This window comes from Exiguobacterium sp. s83 (genome assembly GCF_018617095.1).
GTDB lineage: Bacteria > Bacillota > Bacilli > Exiguobacteriales > Exiguobacteriaceae > Exiguobacterium > Exiguobacterium profundum.
Window position 1 is genome coordinate 88,985 of record NZ_JACSJP010000004.1, and the last position, 18,061, is coordinate 107,045.

At 47.4% G+C, this 18,061-nt stretch carries 14 protein-coding genes and 1 other annotated feature; of the genes, 3 read left to right on the forward strand and 11 right to left on the reverse strand.

Annotation, left to right across the window (positions count from 1 at the left end; translation table 11 throughout):
• Positions 1 to 18: 18 nt before the first annotated feature.
• From KNO73_RS12730 to KNO73_RS12780, 11 genes are all read right to left on the reverse strand, one after another.
• Positions 19 to 1,233, reverse strand: coding sequence for a M48 family metallopeptidase (locus KNO73_RS12730; RefSeq protein WP_215112576.1), 1,215 nt, complete (start codon positions 1,231 to 1,233; stop codon positions 19 to 21).
• 97 nt (positions 1,234 to 1,330) lie between these two features.
• Positions 1,331 to 2,431 (reverse strand): PQQ-dependent sugar dehydrogenase, encoded by a 1,101-nt coding sequence (locus KNO73_RS12735; protein ID WP_215112577.1) that lies wholly within the window; start codon positions 2,429 to 2,431, stop codon positions 1,331 to 1,333.
• Positions 2,432 to 2,468: 37 nt separating this feature from the next.
• Positions 2,469 to 3,929, reverse strand: a complete 1,461-nt coding sequence (locus tag KNO73_RS12740) for an MDR family MFS transporter (protein ID WP_215112578.1) — start codon at positions 3,927 to 3,929, stop codon at positions 2,469 to 2,471.
• Between the two features lie 63 nt (positions 3,930 to 3,992).
• Positions 3,993 to 4,712: an ABC transporter ATP-binding protein gene (locus KNO73_RS12745; protein ID WP_215112579.1), complete on the reverse strand. Its 720-nt coding sequence runs from the start codon at positions 4,710 to 4,712 to the stop codon at positions 3,993 to 3,995.
• Positions 4,709 to 5,500, reverse strand: a complete 792-nt coding sequence (locus KNO73_RS12750; protein WP_215112580.1) for a hypothetical protein — start codon at positions 5,498 to 5,500, stop codon at positions 4,709 to 4,711. Before KNO73_RS12750 ends, KNO73_RS12745 begins: the two co-directional genes overlap by 4 nt.
• 3 nt (positions 5,501 to 5,503) lie before the next feature.
• Positions 5,504 to 6,061, reverse strand: a complete 558-nt coding sequence (locus tag KNO73_RS12755; protein WP_214734062.1) for a nitrous oxide reductase accessory protein NosL — start codon at positions 6,059 to 6,061, stop codon at positions 5,504 to 5,506.
• A complete protein-coding gene (locus KNO73_RS12760; protein ID WP_214689144.1) occupies positions 6,048 to 7,232 on the reverse strand; it encodes a right-handed parallel beta-helix repeat-containing protein in 1,185 nt (394 codons plus the stop codon). Before KNO73_RS12760 ends, KNO73_RS12755 begins: the two co-directional genes overlap by 14 nt.
• A gap of 146 nt (positions 7,233 to 7,378) precedes the next feature.
• Positions 7,379 to 8,671, reverse strand: a complete 1,293-nt coding sequence (locus KNO73_RS12765; RefSeq protein ID WP_196431581.1) for an ABC transporter substrate-binding protein — start codon at positions 8,669 to 8,671, stop codon at positions 7,379 to 7,381.
• A gap of 159 nt (positions 8,672 to 8,830) precedes the next feature.
• A complete protein-coding gene (gene asnA, locus KNO73_RS12770) occupies positions 8,831 to 9,811 on the reverse strand; it encodes an aspartate--ammonia ligase (protein WP_215112581.1) in 981 nt (326 codons plus the stop codon).
• A 69-nt stretch (positions 9,812 to 9,880) separates the two neighbouring features.
• Positions 9,881 to 10,121 (reverse strand) — a binding site (T-box leader).
• 105 nt (positions 10,122 to 10,226) lie between these two features.
• Positions 10,227 to 11,129, reverse strand: coding sequence for a carbohydrate ABC transporter permease (locus KNO73_RS12775; protein ID WP_251024992.1), 903 nt, complete (start codon positions 11,127 to 11,129; stop codon positions 10,227 to 10,229).
• Positions 11,126 to 12,031 carry a carbohydrate ABC transporter permease gene (locus KNO73_RS12780; RefSeq protein ID WP_196431582.1) on the reverse strand — a complete coding sequence of 302 codons (906 nt, stop codon included), beginning with the start codon at positions 12,029 to 12,031 and terminating at the stop codon, positions 11,126 to 11,128. Before KNO73_RS12780 ends, KNO73_RS12775 begins: the two co-directional genes overlap by 4 nt.
• 245 nt (positions 12,032 to 12,276) lie before the next feature.
• Here KNO73_RS12780 and KNO73_RS12785 point away from each other — a divergent pair, with 245 nt between their 5' ends.
• The 3 genes from KNO73_RS12785 to KNO73_RS12795 all read left to right on the forward strand — a co-directional run bounded on the left by KNO73_RS12785 (position 12,277) and on the right by KNO73_RS12795 (position 18,029).
• On the forward strand, positions 12,277 to 13,962 hold the full coding sequence (locus KNO73_RS12785) for a formate--tetrahydrofolate ligase (RefSeq protein ID WP_215112582.1): 1,686 nt from the start codon (positions 12,277 to 12,279) through the stop codon (positions 13,960 to 13,962).
• 14 nt (positions 13,963 to 13,976) lie between these two features.
• Positions 13,977 to 14,885 carry an alpha/beta fold hydrolase gene (locus KNO73_RS12790; RefSeq protein WP_214685551.1) on the forward strand — a complete coding sequence of 303 codons (909 nt, stop codon included), beginning with the start codon at positions 13,977 to 13,979 and terminating at the stop codon, positions 14,883 to 14,885.
• A 171-nt stretch (positions 14,886 to 15,056) separates the two neighbouring features.
• Positions 15,057 to 18,029 (forward strand): SH3 domain-containing protein, encoded by a 2,973-nt coding sequence (locus KNO73_RS12795; protein ID WP_215112583.1) that lies wholly within the window; start codon positions 15,057 to 15,059, stop codon positions 18,027 to 18,029.
• The last annotated feature ends 32 nt before the right edge of the window (positions 18,030 to 18,061 follow it).

Consider the following 18,061-nt stretch of genomic DNA (forward strand, 5'->3'; position numbering starts at 1 on the left):
ACAAGGATTACGCGACGATTAATACGATTCCATTAAATCAATGAGTTGTGGACCGTGTCCCATTTCTCGCGCCACATCAATCGGTGTCATACCTTCTTCGTTCTCAATGGTCACGTCTGCACCGTGATCAAGTAAGAGACGGACCGTCTCAGGATCGACGTCGTCATTATAGAACAAGTTATGGAGCGGTGTTTCCCCATATTCGTCTTGAATGTTCACATCCGTCACGTTTGCCAGTTCCGCTTCAATTTCTTCATAACTCGCATTCATGAACGTCAATTCTTGAATCGGTTCTCCTAATTCCATTTCCCAATCCTCTTCGAAATCCTCGCTCATGGCCGATGCGACAAAATCAGATAAATCATCGTTCATGACGAGTAAGGCGATGATGGCTCCGTTTCCGATGACAGTCAATAGAATCATCGAAATGATAGAGGCTTTCACATACCCTGCTGTTTTAAAGACCGGTACGTTTTCTTCGCCCGCATGTGTCGCAATCGCCGCGATGCGTTTCGGTAACGTCGGATGCGTCGACAACAATTCACTATATTTCGCGATGAATCCGTTCTCTCGGCTCGCTTCATACAGATAGTCAAACTCATTCACTTCTTTCGCGAGCGGTCCCCCGATCGCAAGTACGGTCAACGCTCGTTTCGCCGCTCCAAAATCTTGAAGATAATGCGCTGCCATCCGGTCACACGTATACTCACATGCACGCGAATAAGCTGATCCTAAAAACGGAATGATGCTACCAAGTAAGACAACCCATTGTTTTTGAACGTGGTTGCGACGAATATGTGCCAATTCATGTGCGATGACAAACTCAACTTCTTTCGTCTGTCCAGTACGTGTCAATTCCACGACATCAGAATATAAGATGACCATATTCTTTTGGAAGAATCGCGTGGCGAAAGCATTTAACACACCACCGGCTTGTAAGATATACACATCCGGCAACAACCGAATCCCCATCTCAGCCCCGACGCGTTGAACCAGCTCATGAAGCTCTGTGAACTGACGAGGCGTCACCTTGACACCGTTCGTCCGAATATATCCGATTTGAATCCAGTGCGTAAACATTGAAAGTGCTACGATTGTCCCGATGATCCACAAGAAAAGACCGAACGATGCAATCGTCAGTACGATTCCTAAAATCAAGACGAGTACGCTTGCTGCGACTAATAATGAGAAGTATAAATTTTCTCGTTTATGTACCAAGTTTGAATGATTCATCTAAATTCCCCTTCTTTTTCCAAAATACATGTTTAATTATACCGTTCCTTCCAGAAGAAACAACGAAAAAAATAGAAACTGACGGATTCGTCAGTTTCTAGCGGATGGTCACTTGATAGAGTTTGTCGTCTTGTGATTGTGGATTGCCTCGTCCGTCCGTATTGTTCGAAATAAAATACAACGTATCGTCGTCCAACCACACATCCCGAATGCGTCCGACCCCTTCGACAATTGTCGTGACTTGCTTCGTTTCACGATCGATGGCAACGAGCCGCTCGTTCCGTAGTGTCGCCATGTAAACGTACCGTTCATCGGTCGCAATACCAGACGGTGCCCAAGACGTCTCACCGACTTCGAACCATGGCGTGACCAGACCTTCTCGTTCCTCATTCGCCTCAATGAGTGGCCATCCATAATTGTTTCCTTCTTCAATCACGTTGACCTCGTCATGTCCACTCGCCCCATGCTCACTCGCATAAAGCGTATCATCCATCCGGCTGAGTCCTTGAGGATTCCGATGACCTAGCGAGTAAACCCAGTCGGTCGGTTCCCCTTCACCCGATAATGGAATTCGTAAAACCTTCCCTGCCAAAGAGGATTCGTCTTGTGCAAGTTCTGGCACGAGCGCATCGCCCGTTGTTACCCAAAGATACGCTCCATCGACTAATAGACGTCCGCCGTTATGGAAACGTGCCCCTGGTATCTCGTCAATCAAGACGCCCGTTTCCTCGAAACGTTCCCCGTCCCACGTCAACTCCACGACCCGGTTCTTGACGTCTCTTCCCGATGAGCCGTACGTATGATATGCGTAAAGGATCCCGCTCGACTCAAAATCGTCGCTCAGCGCGATGCCAAGGAGTCCTCCTTCACCAATCTCAAATACGTCTTCGTCCAAGTTCACGGCAGATTGCGTCACGCGACCGGAATCATCGATTACCGCGATGGTTCCCCCACGTTCCGAAACGAACCATTCGTCCGCACTTCGAGCGAGTGACCACGGGATCTCTAGATTTTCAGCGGTGGCGGTCACTTCCCCGATGTTCAGTTCCGTCTCTTCAGTGGTATTCGATTCTTCAGATATTGCCGACTCATCACGAGTCGATTCTTCAGCAGGTGGTGGCTCCGTACCCTCGTTCGTCGGTTCTGGCGTACATCCAATAAGAAACAATAGTGTCACAATCCCGATTTGACGTTTCATGTCGGTTCGCCTCCCTTTCCTTCATCATACCCTTGTTTTACGAGCGCTGTGAAGGTTCCGGTGGGCGGGCCGGCAAACGGGTTGCGATGATAAATGCAATCACGGCTGCAATCATCGCCCCGATGAAGATACTGTTTAGTCCGGTCGCAATAATCTGTTCACCTTGCAGACGGACAGAGGCGCTCAATGTCTCCGTCACACTTTGATTGAAGAAGTCTTCCAAAGACACTTGGGATAACGCACTACTTTCTTTAAAGTCGTTGAGCACGACGAAGTTAAAGACCGCTCCAAACACTGCCACACCGAGCGTTTGACCGACCGTACTTAAGAAGGAATTGGTCGCGGTCGCCGTTCCTCGTTGCTGATAGGAAACGACGGTTTGCAAGACGACGATAAACATCGGCTGCGACAATCCGAACCCTACCCCAATCAAAGCCACCGCACCATATACCCAGAAATCCGAGCTTGATTGAGATAAGAGTGTCAACGTGAACGTTCCGATGACGAGTAACCCCATACCAACCAACGCGCGACGTCTCGGGGAGGCCACACCGAGTGTCCGTCCCCCGATAATCGATGTGAATGTCCATGCAACAGACAACGGCATCAACATGAATCCAGCCTCGGTTGCTGTTTTTCCTAACACGGCTTGCGCCCAAATTGGGATGTAAGCTGACATTGAAACGAGCACCCAAGCTGCAAAAAAGACAGAGCCGTTGATGGCCGCAATCGTCGGTTGCTTGAGCAAATCAAACGGCAATAAAGGAGAGGTTGCTCTTCTTTCCGATAGGAAGAATCCCCCTAACAAAACAAGACTAATTACGCCACTCCCGACGATGGTCGTCGTCCATTCATTCGTTTCACTGAACGTGATCAAGGCGTATAAAAACGCGGTCGTTCCTCCAGCGAACAAGAGAGCACCTTTCAAATCAATCCGCTCGCTCGTTTCAGCGACGGTTTCTTTATAAAAGACGATAATCATGATGAATGAGAGTAACGCAAATGGCACGTTTAATAAGAATACGTAACGCCAAGACAACGTTTCGACCAAAAATCCACCGATGACGGGGCCAAGCACACCCGATACACCCCATACGGCACTCAAAATCCCTTGAATTTTCCCACGCTCTTCGTATTTATATAAATCTCCAATAATCGTCATCGAAATCGGAAGCACGGCTCCGGCCCCGAGACCTTGCAGCGCCCGAAAGACAATGAGTTGTTCCATCGATGTCGCTAACCCACATAACAATGAAGACACGGTGAACAACCCGATTCCAAACAACAGGACGCGCTTTCGCCCGAATAAGTCTGCCACTTTTCCATAAATCGGTGTCGAAACCGCTGTAAAAAGTAAGAAAGCGGCAAATACCCAGCTGACGAGCGTCGCTCCGTTCAACTCACTGGCGATGACCGGTGTCGCAACCGATACGACCGTCCCTTCAATCGCCGCTAAAAAGGTTGCCAGTAAGAGGGCAACCGTCACATTTTTTCTCATTCATTCCATCTCCCCAAAAAAATAGTGGCGTCGGAAGGTTCCGAGCACCACTTCAACTGTCTATTATTTTGTGCGAGCCGCGTCCATTTGACAAGTGTCATCTTTCGATTCGAAAAAGAATTCTCTTAGTCGTTCATATGCGGCTTGTTCATCTTGGACATATACCTTCCCACAAACAGCGCCCGCTCGCATCATCCAGACCTCATCTGCCAACATGGCGGCGACGTCAAGTTGATGCGTTGAAAACACGATGGTCGCCCCCCGTTTGGCCTCTTGTCGCAATAGGTCGCTGAGCATTTGCATCCATAGCGGATCGAGTCCGTTCGTCGGTTCATCCAACAACAAGATGGCCGGTTCGCTTACAAGAGCTTGAGACAACAAGAGACGTTGCCGCATCCCTTTTGAGAGTTCGGAGACGCGCTTTCGTTTATGCTCGTACAGACCGACTCGTTTTAAAATATCCAGAGTCGGATGTGCTCTTTGCAAGGTAGCGTAGTAGATGAATGTCTCCTCAACTGTCCATGCCTCATCAAAATAGAAATCATCCGGCATATAGCCAAAACTCTCATTATATTTCGCACGTTGTTTAATCGTATAACCATTCAATTGAATGGTGCCGGTACTCGGTTTGATGGTGCCGTTCATCAGGTTCAATAGCGTCGATTTTCCGGCACCATTGCTTCCGCACAGCGCCACGATTTTCCCTGAGATGATGTCTTCACGAATGGGATGGAGCGACCACGTATCGCCATATTTTTTTCCTACGTCTATACAGTGGATCATGATGTTTTCCTCCAAACGACTTTCGAAGCAAGCCATAACAAGAAACCACTTGCCGTAAGCAAGCTCAACCAGACTCCAGCATATCCAATCGGTCGATGCATCCAATTCAACAGATGGAGATAGACATCCCCAAACACATCTGAAGAGGATACAATCGTACTGGCCCATACACGCATCAAATCAAATCCATTCAGAAACAGCGCCACAATCATGCCGTTCACTTGCATACCGTAAGGAAGCCAGGAAACGATGGTCACGAGAAGCGTTGGCCAAAGCAACACGAGGATTGTCCATGTGAGGAAGGCCAGTAACATCGCTCGAATCCGCTTGCGCGCGATTAGTCCAAGCAAGGTTCCGAGCGCTGTCGCGTAGATTGTTAATCCAATCGCGTAGGAAAACAAAATCATCCAAGTCTTACCTGATTGTCCGACAACGAGCGAAGCAATGAGGAAAGCCAACAGCAGAATAAGTCCTTGTGTCACGAGAAATGAACTGAATCGGACAAAAATCAACTTCCATTTAGGATAGGTAAATGTTGAGAGGAGATTCAATCGCTTCGATTCCTGTTCCTGTCCCCAATGAAGCGCTGTCGTCAATAAGATGAAAAGAGGAAGTAACAGACCGAGCACCGTGATGAGCGTTGCACTTACGTTTGTATAGTCCGCAGCAACAGGTAGTGCTTGTCCGAGTCCTCCGAGTAGAACGAGCGTGAGAATCCATATAACTAAAAATATATAGTTCTCACGCTGTCTCAGACTGCGCGCCCATTCCATACGCCACAGTGACATCGATTATTGCCCTTCTTCTTCTTCTGTATCCATGTCCATTTCGCTATCTTGATCCATTTGATCCATTGAGCCCTCGCCATCCATCTTCATGTGCATCTCACCGCGCTCCCACGAATGGTCTTTCAATTGTTCGAAGTCCATCATTTCTCCACCATTCTCTTCGATATAGGCTTCAGCATCAGCCTCTTTCGCGAACGAGAGAATATTGTACGCCATTGGTGTTTTCGACTCTTTGTCGTACACGAACATCGCTTCGTCTAATTCGACCCAATCTTTCGTATTGAAATCTTTCACGTACATCGCAGCAATATCTTCTTCTTTTTGTTCAGGATACCAATCACGCATGAGACAACCGATGTCATCAAACGCATATCCCTTTTCGTTTTCCATGATGGCTTCCGCTGCGAACTGCTTATCCATGATTTTCATTTTACACACTTCGCACTCTGTTTCGCCCCATTTGATTTCAAACGGTTCTGCCGATGCACTCGAACATGCCCCGAGTGCCAATGATAGTCCTGCGATAGATAATAATCCTGCTACTTGTTTATACGATTTCATGTCGTTTCCTCCCAAATATCCAAATGATGATAAGTAACATGATACTCCCTAAATTCCAAATCGAACCGTTCCACTCCCACCTTGCTGTATAGGTTTGCGGTGAAAGGTCCGTCAACGATACATCGTTCGGACTTCTCAGAATGTTTTCTAATAGGAGAAGTCCCGGGGACCCGTATAATAATTCTAGCGCTTCATATGAATCGGTTAATAAGAACAAATACGGTTCGGTTTGAAATGGGATTTCGCTATACCCGTCACGATCTAGGTCCAACGTCGTCCCACCCCAGACATTTCCTTGTACAACGTTGTCATGCGACTCGACCATCGTCACCGGTTCACGATTTCCTAACAGGTTATTTTGAAGAATCATCATCCCCGTTGCTTGCTTGAATTGAAAGCCGATATCGTTGCCGTTAATCGTATTCCGTTCAAGAATCGTTCCTGCCGACTGCTCCGCGAACAAGCCGATATGATTTCCAGATATATTCGTCATCTCGATGGTCGTGTCGATTGCCTCATAGAGCATCAGCCCCGTCGCCGTTCCACCGAACTGGTCGTGTACATTCCCATTTTTAAAGACGACTCGATTCGTTCCCATAATCATCGCACCGGTCAAATTATGATGGAGTTCGGGCACCGAAATCACCACGTCAGTCGGAAACATCAAGTGAATGCCGTAGCGTGAATGCGAAACGACCGGTCGAACAATCGTATGCTGAGATCCATTCTCTATGTATATCCCATCTCGCACGTCCTTCACTACAACACCTTGCAGTTCGGTCGCTTCACTATTGAGGATTACCATCCCATCTGCCTGTCCATTCCCATCAATGGCCATTCGTGTGACACGAACCCCGTAACTATCCTCAATCGAAATTCCTGTTCCCGCAGACTCAATCGACACATCAAGCAGTTGATGTCCGAGACCAGATACTTGGATGGCTGGTACATCGTCGTTCTCACATTGTTGTACTGATACACGTTCGAGAACAGCACCGGTTCCACGCATGATAAATGCGGGCTGGCCACAACTCGTATATGTTTTTCCGCCTCCATCCACATGCTCATTCGACTCAATGACGATAGGTTCAGTCAACGGAATCGAGTGTTCTGCCGCCTCTACCTGTGTTGCCCAACACAAAAATAGGATACAACTCAATATTCGTTTCATGCCCCCTCCTTCTCATAAGCGCTTACAACATCCATTCTACTGAAACCCCCACCGGTATGTGTGTGGTTTATATGGGATTCCTGTGACAATTTCTTCATAAAAAAAACACAGACGGTGAAGGGGTCGTTTCACCGTCTGTGCCATGCTTATTTCACTTTGTCTTGCCATACTTTCGTGAAGTCCTGAAGCATCTCTTCACCTGTTTTTTGTCCACCGACATATGCCTGCATGAGGGCACCATATTCGTTCACTGCACCATCCGGATACTTAAACCAGTTCCAAGAGATGGTCTTCCCTTCATTCGAATATGCCAAAATATCGTCTGCGAGTGGTCCAAGGTCGTTGGCTTCAATCGACTTGAAGGCAGGGATGAACTTGAACTTGTTGACCATGTAGTCTTTTCCTGTATCCGACGTCGCCATCCACTCTAAGAAGTCTTTCGCTTCTTCTTTATACTTCGAGTTTTTGTTGACGACCCAGTTGTTCGGGACGCCGACTGGAAGTCGGTCCATCTTCTCCGCATCGTCATTGATTGGGATCGGGACGAAGCCCATCTCCATATCTGGATTTACGTCGAGGATCATTTGCTGTGCCCAGTTCCCTTGTTGGAGCATTGCCGTCTCTCCTTGGGCGAACTGTGTGACTTGAGTATTGTAGTCCGTCGTCAACGGATTTTTGTTTCCGTATTTAATCGTCAAATCAAACAATTTCAAAAACTCTTGGAACTGCTCATTGTCTTCAAACTTCGCTTTATTCTCGTTGAGCGCTTGAATAAATGCATCTGGGTCGTCTTGTTGCGCCATCGGAATGTTCAACAAGTGGATTCCTAAAATCCAGAACTCTGCATAACCGACAGAGAACGGTGTGATTCCCGCTTGCTCAAGTTTCTCAGCAGCATCTGTCAGTTCAGAGAGTGTTTTCGGTAACTCTTTGATCCCTGCTTTTTCAAATAGTTCTTTATTATAGATGAATCCGTAACCTTCGAGGTTCATTGGCATTCCGTACAGTTTACCGTCCATCGTCATCGGCTCTTTGGCGACTTCTGTCAAATCTCCGACCCACTTCTCGCTTGAGAGGTCCTCGAGTTTATCCTTCCATGTCTGTGCTTCCGTGAATCCACCGTTGTTGAAGATATCCGGTTCATTGCCTGAAGCGAATTGTGATTTGAGGGCCGCACCGTAGTCTGCTCCACCACCGACGGTTTGAACCGTGACTTTCACACCCGTCTCCTCTTCATACTCTTTTGCCATCGCTTCAAGGTCTTTCGCAATCTCCGCTTTGAATTGGAAGACGTTTAACGTGACGTCTTTTTTGTCGCCGCTATCTGCATTTCCTTCAGAAGAACCTTCGTCCGTGAGTGATCCGCCGCCGCAAGCCGCGAGTGATAAGACCATTCCAGCCGTCATGACCGCTGTAGACAATTTCCACTTCCGTTTCATCTCATTTCCTCCCTTAACCTTATCCATCTTTACAAACTCAACTTTAAATGAAAACGCTTCCACGATGTAGGTGTCAAAATTGACGGATAGGGTGGAAAATGTTGCACAGAAAAACAGGACTCTTTTTTCGAGTCCTGTTCCGTGTTTCTTCTTATTATATTACAACAAGCTGATGCCAGCTTCTTCGCACGATTGAATGACTTCTTGCGGCCAGACCGATGTTTGCACTTCTCCGATATGACGCGCGCGCAACAGATACATCGCGACACGTGATTGGCCGATCCCGCCCCCGATTGTAAGAGGGAGCGTTCCTTCGAGCACGCCTTGATGGAATGGATACGCACGCTTCTCTTCCGCATCTGCTTTCTTCAGTTGCGCATCAAGTGCCACTTCGTCGACACGAATGCCCATCGATGACAGTTCAAATGCTGACTCGAGCTCAGGGTGCCACACGAGAATGTCTCCGTTGAGCGACCAATCATCATAGTCCGCCGCTCGTCCATCGTGTTTCATACCCGAAGCGAGAAGATCTCCGATTTGTGAGATGAAGACCGCACCGTACTCTTTACAGATGGCCGTTTCACGTTCTTTCGGTGTCATGGTCGGATACGTATCCTCCAACTCCTGACTCGTGATGAAATGAATCATTTCCGGAAGAATCGCTTCAACACCGTACGCTTTCTCTACTTCCGCTTCTGTTTCACGGAGCGCAGCGTAAATGGACTCCACCGTCGCTTTCAAATATTCCATCGTCCGTTCTTCTCGAGCAATCACTTGTTCCCAGTCCCACTGGTCGACGAATAAAGAATGTGTCGCGTCGAGTTCTTCGTCGCGTCGAATGGCACGCATCTGAGTGTACAATCCTTCACCGACACCGAATCCGTAACGACCGAGCGCTTCACGTTTCCATTTCGCGAGTGACTGAACGATTTCAAGTTCATGTCCCGGATACATCGTATCAAACTGAATGATACGCTCCACACCGTTCAAGTGATCGTTGACCCCACTCGCCGATTCGACGAATAGTGGTGCTTGTACTTGAATCAGTCCGAGTTCACGTGAGACTTTCTCCTCAAAGAGTGCCTTTACTGCTGCGATTGTCTGCTGTCTTTCCTTCATCGTGCTTGTTGCTGTTGTCATTTTCCGTTTCCTCCAATTGTGGAATATTTGAAAATGAAGCCATGAAAAAAAGCCCTCCATTCCCATCGAACATGGGACGGAAGACTTCGGTTCCGCGGTGCCACCCAAATTAGTAGACGAATCTACTCACTTTTTCGAGACAATCATCTCGTAACTCCGATAACGGGGAGCGGTCCGGCTACGTCTACTGGCAAAGCGTTCGGGTAGCGACTCCAGGAAGTTTTTCGACGAAGGGTTAAGACCGGGCTCACACCACCCCCGGATCGCTTGACTCACTACCTTCGTGTACTCGTCCTTTCGACGTCGTTCACAATTGAATTGAGTTCATTATTATAAATATTCAGACTAATGTCAACGATTTTTTTCAAAAAAAATTAATCCTCCGTGTAGCGAACGGAGGATTCCCTTGGGAGGGTTATTTAATCGAACCACTTGTGATCCCTTTGATGATATGCTTTTGCATGCCGAAGAAAAAGACCAGAAGGGGAACGATTCCTAACACTAAACCTGCTAATGCCAAATCCCATTGTTTCGTGTACTGTCCAAAGAAATAGAATGTCGCGAGCGGGATGGTCCGTAACTCGACATCACGAAGAACGAGCGATGGTAATAAGAAGTCATTCCAAATCCATAGACTGTTCAAGATGACGATTGTCACCGTGATTGGCTTAAGAAGTGGAAAGACGATGCGCCAGAAGACACCCCATGTCGAGCAACCGTCGATGATGGCGGCTTCTTCAATCTCCTCAGGAATCGACTTCATGAATCCGTGATAGAGGAACACCGAGATGCCAGACCCAAACCCTAGATACATGACGATCAGGCCCCAATGACTATTCAACAGCCCGAGGATACTCGAAACTTTCACGAGCGGAATCATGATGGACTGGAACGGAATGACCATCGCTGCCACGAACATGAAAAAGATCATTGTAGAAATCCAATGTTTCGTCCGAACGAGTTTCCATGCCGCCATCGAGGTGAAGATGACAATGACCGCATTCGCTCCGACCGTGATGAGAAGGGAGTTCAAAAAGACACGTCCATAATTCATCGCTTCCCACGCCTCTGTATAGTTTGAGGTCAACCACTCGTTCGGTAAGGCGGACGTATTCGTAAAGATTTCAGCCATCGATTTGAACGAGTTGGCGACGACGTAATAGAACGGGACCAAATAGAGCAGTCCGAGCAAGATGGCGACGAGCTCAATAATTCCAAGGTTCCAAGAATACGTTCCCGGGCGAAGTGGACGCTGCGGGATACGCTTCGGTGTCTTCTCTACGTTTCTCTCGACATGTTCCAATTTTTCCGTCGTCATGCTTCCACCTCCCGTTTTTTCGTCACGTACACTTGCGTCACCGTAATCGCAGCCACAACCAAGAAGAAGATGACCGCCTTCGCTGACCCGAGACCATAATTATTATTCACAAAAGACTCCGTATAGATATTTAAGGCTAACATTTCGGTCGATTTGAACGGTCCACCATTCGTGAGCGACAAGTTCGTATCAAACACTTTGAATGACCAAGAGATGGTCAGGAACAAACAGATGGTAATCGATGGCATAATCATCGGTAGAGTGATATGGCGGAGCATCTTAAGACGATTCGCCCCATCAATTCGTGCCGCCTCCATCAAATCAGTCGGCACGTTTTGTAGCGCCGCGATGTAGATGACCATGACATACCCGCCACCTTGCCAGATGGCGACAATCACGATTCCCCAAAATGCCGTTTGCGCATCACCGAGCCATGGTAATTCGAACAGGCTCCACCCCGTCAAAGCACCGATCGAGGCAAATCCTTTTACATAAATGAACTGCCAGATGAACCCAAGAATTAAGCCACCAATCAAGTTCGGCATGAAGAAAATTGTGCGTAGGAAGTTTCGCGTCTTAATGTTCATCGTCAATAATAGCGCCAATGAGAAACCAACGATATTCGTCAATAGGACAGACACAAGCGTATATTTCGTCGTAATCCAAAAAGAAGCGCGGAACTGCTCATCTTCAAAGAACAAGCGATGATAGTTATCCAATCCGACAAAGTTCAGTTCTCCGGTCACGCCGTTCCAATCAGTGAAACTGTAGTAAATGCCATTAAAAAATGGGATGAGTACGATTGCGACAAATGCCAGAAAAGCAGGTCCAACAAATGCTATAAAGCTCGCAGGTTTCTTCCAATTCCCTCTGCGTTTCGTCCGTTTAGTAGTCTCAGTCATGTGTATCGCCTCCACTATCACTGTATCGTGTCAAACTCCTAATGAAAACGGATACATTTGACGGAAAGGGTGGAAAATATTGAACGGAATGAATGAATTTGAAGGTGTGATGAGTTATGATAAAATCAATGATAATACGAACGGATTAAATATGATTTGCCTTGATTCATATTTTAATACGAAATTCACGAATGATTTTAAGAGAATAAAAAGATATCGTTCGATAAACGGAGGGACTTTTTGAAATGACAACGACGAAACCATTATCTGACCTTACGATTGCCCAACAAGCCAAAACCTTGCCGATTAAAGACATCGCAGCAAAAATCGGATTACACGAAGATGACCTGGATCTTTACGGAAAATACAAAGCGAAACTTTCTTACGATGTCCTCGAACGTGTGAAAACGAAGGAAGACGGAAAACTCGTTCTCGTCACCGCCATCAATCCGACACCAGCTGGCGAAGGAAAATCGACGGTGACAGTCGGGCTCGGACAAGCGTTGAACCAGTTGGATAAACAAGCAATCGTCTGTCTGCGCGAACCTTCACTCGGCCCGACGATGGGTCTAAAAGGTGGCGCTGCTGGTGGTGGCTTCAGTCAAGTTCTCCCGATGGAAGACATCAACCTCCACTTCACAGGTGATATGCATGCGATCACATCGGCCCATAATACGATCAGTGCCATGATCGACAATCACTTGCATCAAGGAAACGACCTTGGAATCGATGTCCGACATATCGTCTGGAAGCGCGTCCTTGACTTAAACGACCGCGCACTTCGTCATGTCACGGTCGGCCTTGGTGGTCCTGCTCACGGAGTCCCTCGTGAAGACGGATTTGATATTACCGTCGCTTCAGAAATCATGGCGATTCTCTGTTTGGCCGATTCATTGGACGACCTAGAAGAACGCATCAAGCGAATCGTAGTCGCCTATGACCATCAAAAAGAACCAATCACGGCAGAACAAATCGGGGCGGCCGGGGCGGCGACGTTACTGTTGAAGGAAGCCTTTAAACCGAACCTCGTCCAAACGCTCGAACAGACGCCTGCACTCGTCCACGGCGGACCGTTCGCAAACATCGCGCACGGATGCAACTCACTGATTGCAACGAAGACTGCATTAAAGCTTGGGGAGTATGTGGTGACGGAAGCTGGGTTCGGTGCCGATCTCGGAGCAGAAAAGTTCTGTCATATCAAATCTCGAGTCGGTGATTTGAATCCGGATGCGGTCGTACTCGTCGCAACCGTTCGCGCTTTAAAAATGCACGGTGGCGTTTCGAAAGATCAGCTTCATATTGAGAATGTCGGTGCAGTCGGAGAAGGATTGAAATTACTCGCCAAACATATCGATACGATGAAAAAACTCGGACTGCCTACGGTCGTCGCATTGAACCGTTTCAATTCAGATATAGAAGAGGAACTTGCAACCGTTCTTGATTGGTGTGCGGCACACGGTATTCGTGCTTCGCTCAGCGAAGTATGGGCAAACGGCGGACTTGGTGGTCGACAGTTAGCCGAAGCGGTCATTGACGCCGTCGAGTCGAACGAAAGCAAACTGACGCCTCTATATGAGTTGACCGATTCGATTGAACAAAAGATTAAAACTATTGCGAGAGAAGTATACGGTGCTGCAGACGTCGTGTTCACCGCCAAAGCACAAAAGCAAATGAAAGATGTACAGGCGAACGGCTGGTCGGACCTTCCCATTTGTATGGCGAAGACACCGTTCTCCCTCTCAGACGACCCTTCAAAATTCGGTTATCAACAAGGATTCACCATCACCGTTCGCGAATTAAAACCTTCAGTGGGAGCAGGATTCCTCGTCGCCTTAACAGGCAACGTGTTAACGATGCCAGGGTTACCGAAACATCCAGCGGCTCTCAATATGGGGATTGACGAATCTGGAAAAGCAATCGGCCTTTTCTAATAGGAGGATGACACATGATCGTATCGCAGTTGACGTATCCTGACGGGTATCAAACAGAAGTCATGCACGTTCAGGCAGAGCAATCGATTGGAAAAATATTCATGTTTCACGGGATGCTCGAACATCATGAAAGATATATTGAGTTTGCACAGTTTATGGCAGATAATGGCTATGACGTATTTGTGTGTGACTTGCGTGGTGCAGGTACAAGCGCTCATGATCAACAGTCTTATGGACACCTTGCTCCTGGCGATGGCTTTCAGCAACTTGTCGAGGATGCTCAATATCTAATCGACCGTTACGAGGATGGGCGCCCTACTTATGTGTTAGGCCACAGTTTCGGTTCCCTGCTTGCTCGTCGACTCGGTCAAATCATGGGGCATGCCTTGGCTGGATTGATTGTCGTCGCCCCGCCCCCACATCCTGGGGTCGCAGGTGAAGTGGGGCATCGTTTAATCGCTACCGTCATGAAACGGAAAGGTGCCACCCATCAATCACGTTTCTTTGAACGCCTCTTGTTCGGACGTTACAACCTTAAGTTTTTACCTGCTCGAACGGATAGTGACTGGCTCTCAAGTGTTCCAGACGAAGTCGACTCCTATCTCGCCGACCCAAACTGTGGCGGTCTGCCTTCCCTCGGTTTTTTACATGAAGTGACACGTGCTTCCTTAGATGTCACCACGGCTGCACGGATTCATGAACATCCGAAGTCCCTTCCAGTTCTGTTCGTTGCCGGAGTGGACGATCCTGTCACGCATGATGGTGAAGGATTGAACGGAATCATTAAGAAGTATCGAAATGCGGATGTCGAACTCGCAGTCGTCACATACGACAATGCCCGACATGAAATTCTTCGCGAAACGCACCGTGAACAAGTGTGGTCAGATATTCTTACCTGGATGAAGCAAAATAGAATCCATTAGTTTACTCAATCCCCTTTTATAAGGGGATTTTTCATTTACCTGATTTTAGAAAAAATATTTTAAGCATTTACCTTTTTTGAAATTCTGCTTCTTCTTTCCAATTTTTAAGTACGTTATACTTAGACCGCAATCACTTTTAATCACGTTTTTTCATCCGAAAGGGGTAACATATTGAAATCGACACTCTCACGATTGGGGGTTGCCACCATCGTCTCAGGTACGATTCTGAGCACCCTTGCGCCTCTCCAATCATACGCAGCAACATCCGAAGGAACAGTCAACACACCCATTTTAAATGTACGATCTGATTCATCGACATCGTCTTCAATCGTTGGCAAGTTAACAGAAGGAACGACGGTAGACGTATACGCCGTCAACGATGAATGGGCACAAATCAACTTCGAAGGTCAAAAACGATACGTTTCTTCTACGTATTTGACGATCGGCTCATCTATGACAACAGCGTCTACTTCATCTTCTTCGTTATATGTGGCTGAAATGAACGTCAATCTTCGTTCTTCGATGTCGACGTCTGCTTCCATCGAAACGGTCATTCCAAAAGGATCACTCGTAACACATGTCTCAACACATGGTGCTACAGGATCTTGGTATAAAGTACAATTTGGTACATATACAGGATATGTGGCGGCACGATACTTTACCGAAACGAGCCCTACATTTTACGCGTCTACGACAGCCGTTCTATATGACAAGACAGGTACTGGCGCATCAAAAATCGCTACGATTCCGGAAGGTGCGAAAGTCACATACTTAGAATCTTTAGGAGCGACGGGATCTTGGTACAAAATCGAATGCGGTTCACTCGTCGGTTATGCACCGGCACGTAACTTTACACCGACTCCGCTTGCTCCAGAAGCAGTCACGACATATTACGCAGTGAAGAATGTCGCGCTCTACAATGGTACAGGAACTGGTGCATCAAAAATTGCAACAATCCCACTCGGAGCAGAAGTGAAGCGTGTATACGTGAACGGATTGAGTTCATCTTGGTATAAGGTGCAATACGGGGACACGGTCGGCTATGCGGCCGCGCGTAACTTCTCGACATCAAAACCTGAAGCCGTCGTCAAAACAACCTATTATGCCGTTCGAGACCTCGTGTTATATGAGTCATCCGCTTCCGGAGCGGCTCGTCTTCGCACGATTCAAGAAGGGACAAAAGTCGTCCAAGTATCGGATGCCAACTTATCGGACTCTTGGTTCAAAATTGAATATGATGGAGTCACCGGCTTCGCTGCCGCTCGTCATTTTTCAACGAAGGCACCTGAAGAAGTGACGATCACACCATACTTTGCGATTCGAAATGTTGCGATGTATAGTTCGTCTGCAGCCGGAGCGACAAAGGTTGCGACAATTCCGTTCGGTGCAAAAGTGGAACAAATCTCGCAAAGCGGCCTTTCTAGTTCATGGTTCAAGATTCGTTATGACGGAAAAACAGGATATGCGGGATCTAGTCACTTCTCATTGAAAGATCCAGAGGTCGTGGTGAAAACAGATTATTATACAACGCGTGACGTCGTTTTATACAACCGCTCGGATGCAGAAAAAGTGAAGATTGCAATCATTCCGTTCGGTACGAAAGTTCAGCAAGTGTCGGAGCCTGGTCTCACGGAGCGATTCTTTAAAATCGAATACGGTCCGATCACAGGTTATGCGACGGCGGACTACTTCTCGAAAACAGCACCGTCAGACGAACAATATGAAGAAGAACGCCAAGTTCGCATCTATGTAAACGGGAACGAGCCCCTCAACGTTCGTTCTACGCCTGATTCATCATCAACGACTAATAAAGTCGGAACGTTAAGTACGGGAACGATTGTCAACATCAAACCGATTGTCGGTTCGAAATGGGCACTTCTTACGAGTGGGACGTATAGCGGTAACTACATTCATACCGATTACGTCGTACCGGTCACAACGACCCCACCTGCGACAGGCATCACGAAAAAAGTCTCGTATACGAGTTATCCGATGACAGCTCGTCAGATGGCAGACCGTCAAGTGGCTCAATTCGCCCAAACGGATGCCCATCGATACGAAGAAGCTTACTTACCTCGTGCTTGGGTCAGTGTCAACGGGTCGACAGGAAAGATTGTAAAATCGGAGATGACTGTTGTATCAGGGTTAGGAACCGCTTTGAAGATGACAGCCTCTTCAAGCTCATCCTCGCTCGTGACCATTCCATTTGGTGCGTCGATTCAATACGTTGACCGTTATACGTCCGGGTCAACCGTTTGGTATAAAGTAAAATACGGCACGATGACCGGTTACGTGACACCGAGTTCAGTCGTCGGAACCGCCAACATTTTAAGCCGTCCAATTTTAACATCTCATGCGTACGGTCAAATCAATACTGGTGAAACCGTTACGATTACAGGTCAATCCGGCACATATTATACGATTTCGTATAAACGACCGGCCGGACACAATATCCGAGTCTTTGATAACACTTGGCGTCGTGCATCAGTTGATGATCTTCTTCCATACGTCGATCCTAGCCAGATTGATGCAAACTCTCGATCATTCTATCAATTCTTAGATTTATCGAAGAGCGCTGGGACAACTGCGACAACATTGAACAAGGTCCTCACATCAAAAGGAACGCTCAGCGGACAAGGTCAGGCATTCGTTGATGCGGCTAGTATGTATGGCGTGAACGAAGTGTATCTTCTCTCGCATGCCATCCTTGAAACTGGTCATGGTACATCCCTTCTCGCAAAAGGAGTTCCTGTCGATAAAGATGGGAATGCTTTGATCAACTCGAGTGGGAATCGGATTTATCCGGAACGTCCTGTTGCGGCAACCGTCTATAATATGTACGGTATTCAAGCAACAGATAGCAACCCTCTTGGAAACGGCGCTAAATACGCCTTCCAACAAAAGTGGTTCTCTCCTAAAGAAGCGATTATCGGAGGAGCCTACTGGATCGGGGCTAGCTATATCAATCACCCGACATACAAACAAAATACACTGTATAAGATGCGCTTCAATCCTTCTTCACCTGGAACGCACCAATATGCAACGGATATCGGATGGGCCGCAAAACAAACGACAAGCATCTATAATATCTATCAATCACTTGATGCTTACACACTCAACTTCGATGTACCAAAATATCAGTAACAAAAGGAGACACGCGCCTCGTTGGCGTCGTG

Bases quoted from the DNA above. Each gene is read 5' to 3' on its own strand.
- KNO73_RS12740 (WP_215112578.1), bottom strand. From the start codon at position 3,929: ATGAGAAAAAATGTGACGGTTGCCCTCTTACTGGCAACCTTTTTAGCG.
- KNO73_RS12785 (WP_215112582.1), top strand. From the start codon at position 12,277: ATGACAACGACGAAACCATTATCTGACCTTACGATTGCCCAACAAGCC.
- KNO73_RS12780 (WP_196431582.1), bottom strand. From the start codon at position 12,031: ATGACTGAGACTACTAAACGGACGAAACGCAGAGGGAATTGGAAGAAA.
- KNO73_RS12730 (WP_215112576.1), bottom strand. From the start codon at position 1,233: ATGAATCATTCAAACTTGGTACATAAACGAGAAAATTTATACTTCTCA.
- KNO73_RS12755 (WP_214734062.1), bottom strand. From the start codon at position 6,061: ATGAAATCGTATAAACAAGTAGCAGGATTATTATCTATCGCAGGACTA.
- KNO73_RS12775 (WP_251024992.1), bottom strand. From the start codon at position 11,129: ATGACGACGGAAAAATTGGAACATGTCGAGAGAAACGTAGAGAAGACA.
- asnA (WP_215112581.1), bottom strand. From the start codon at position 9,811: ATGACAACAGCAACAAGCACGATGAAGGAAAGACAGCAGACAATCGCA.
- KNO73_RS12745 (WP_215112579.1), bottom strand. From the start codon at position 4,712: ATGATCCACTGTATAGACGTAGGAAAAAAATATGGCGATACGTGGTCG.
- KNO73_RS12790 (WP_214685551.1), top strand. From the start codon at position 13,977: ATGATCGTATCGCAGTTGACGTATCCTGACGGGTATCAAACAGAAGTC.
- KNO73_RS12760 (WP_214689144.1), bottom strand. From the start codon at position 7,232: ATGAAACGAATATTGAGTTGTATCCTATTTTTGTGTTGGGCAACACAG.
- KNO73_RS12765 (WP_196431581.1), bottom strand. From the start codon at position 8,671: ATGAAACGGAAGTGGAAATTGTCTACAGCGGTCATGACGGCTGGAATG.
- KNO73_RS12735 (WP_215112577.1), bottom strand. From the start codon at position 2,431: ATGAAACGTCAAATCGGGATTGTGACACTATTGTTTCTTATTGGATGT.
- KNO73_RS12750 (WP_215112580.1), bottom strand. From the start codon at position 5,500: ATGTCACTGTGGCGTATGGAATGGGCGCGCAGTCTGAGACAGCGTGAG.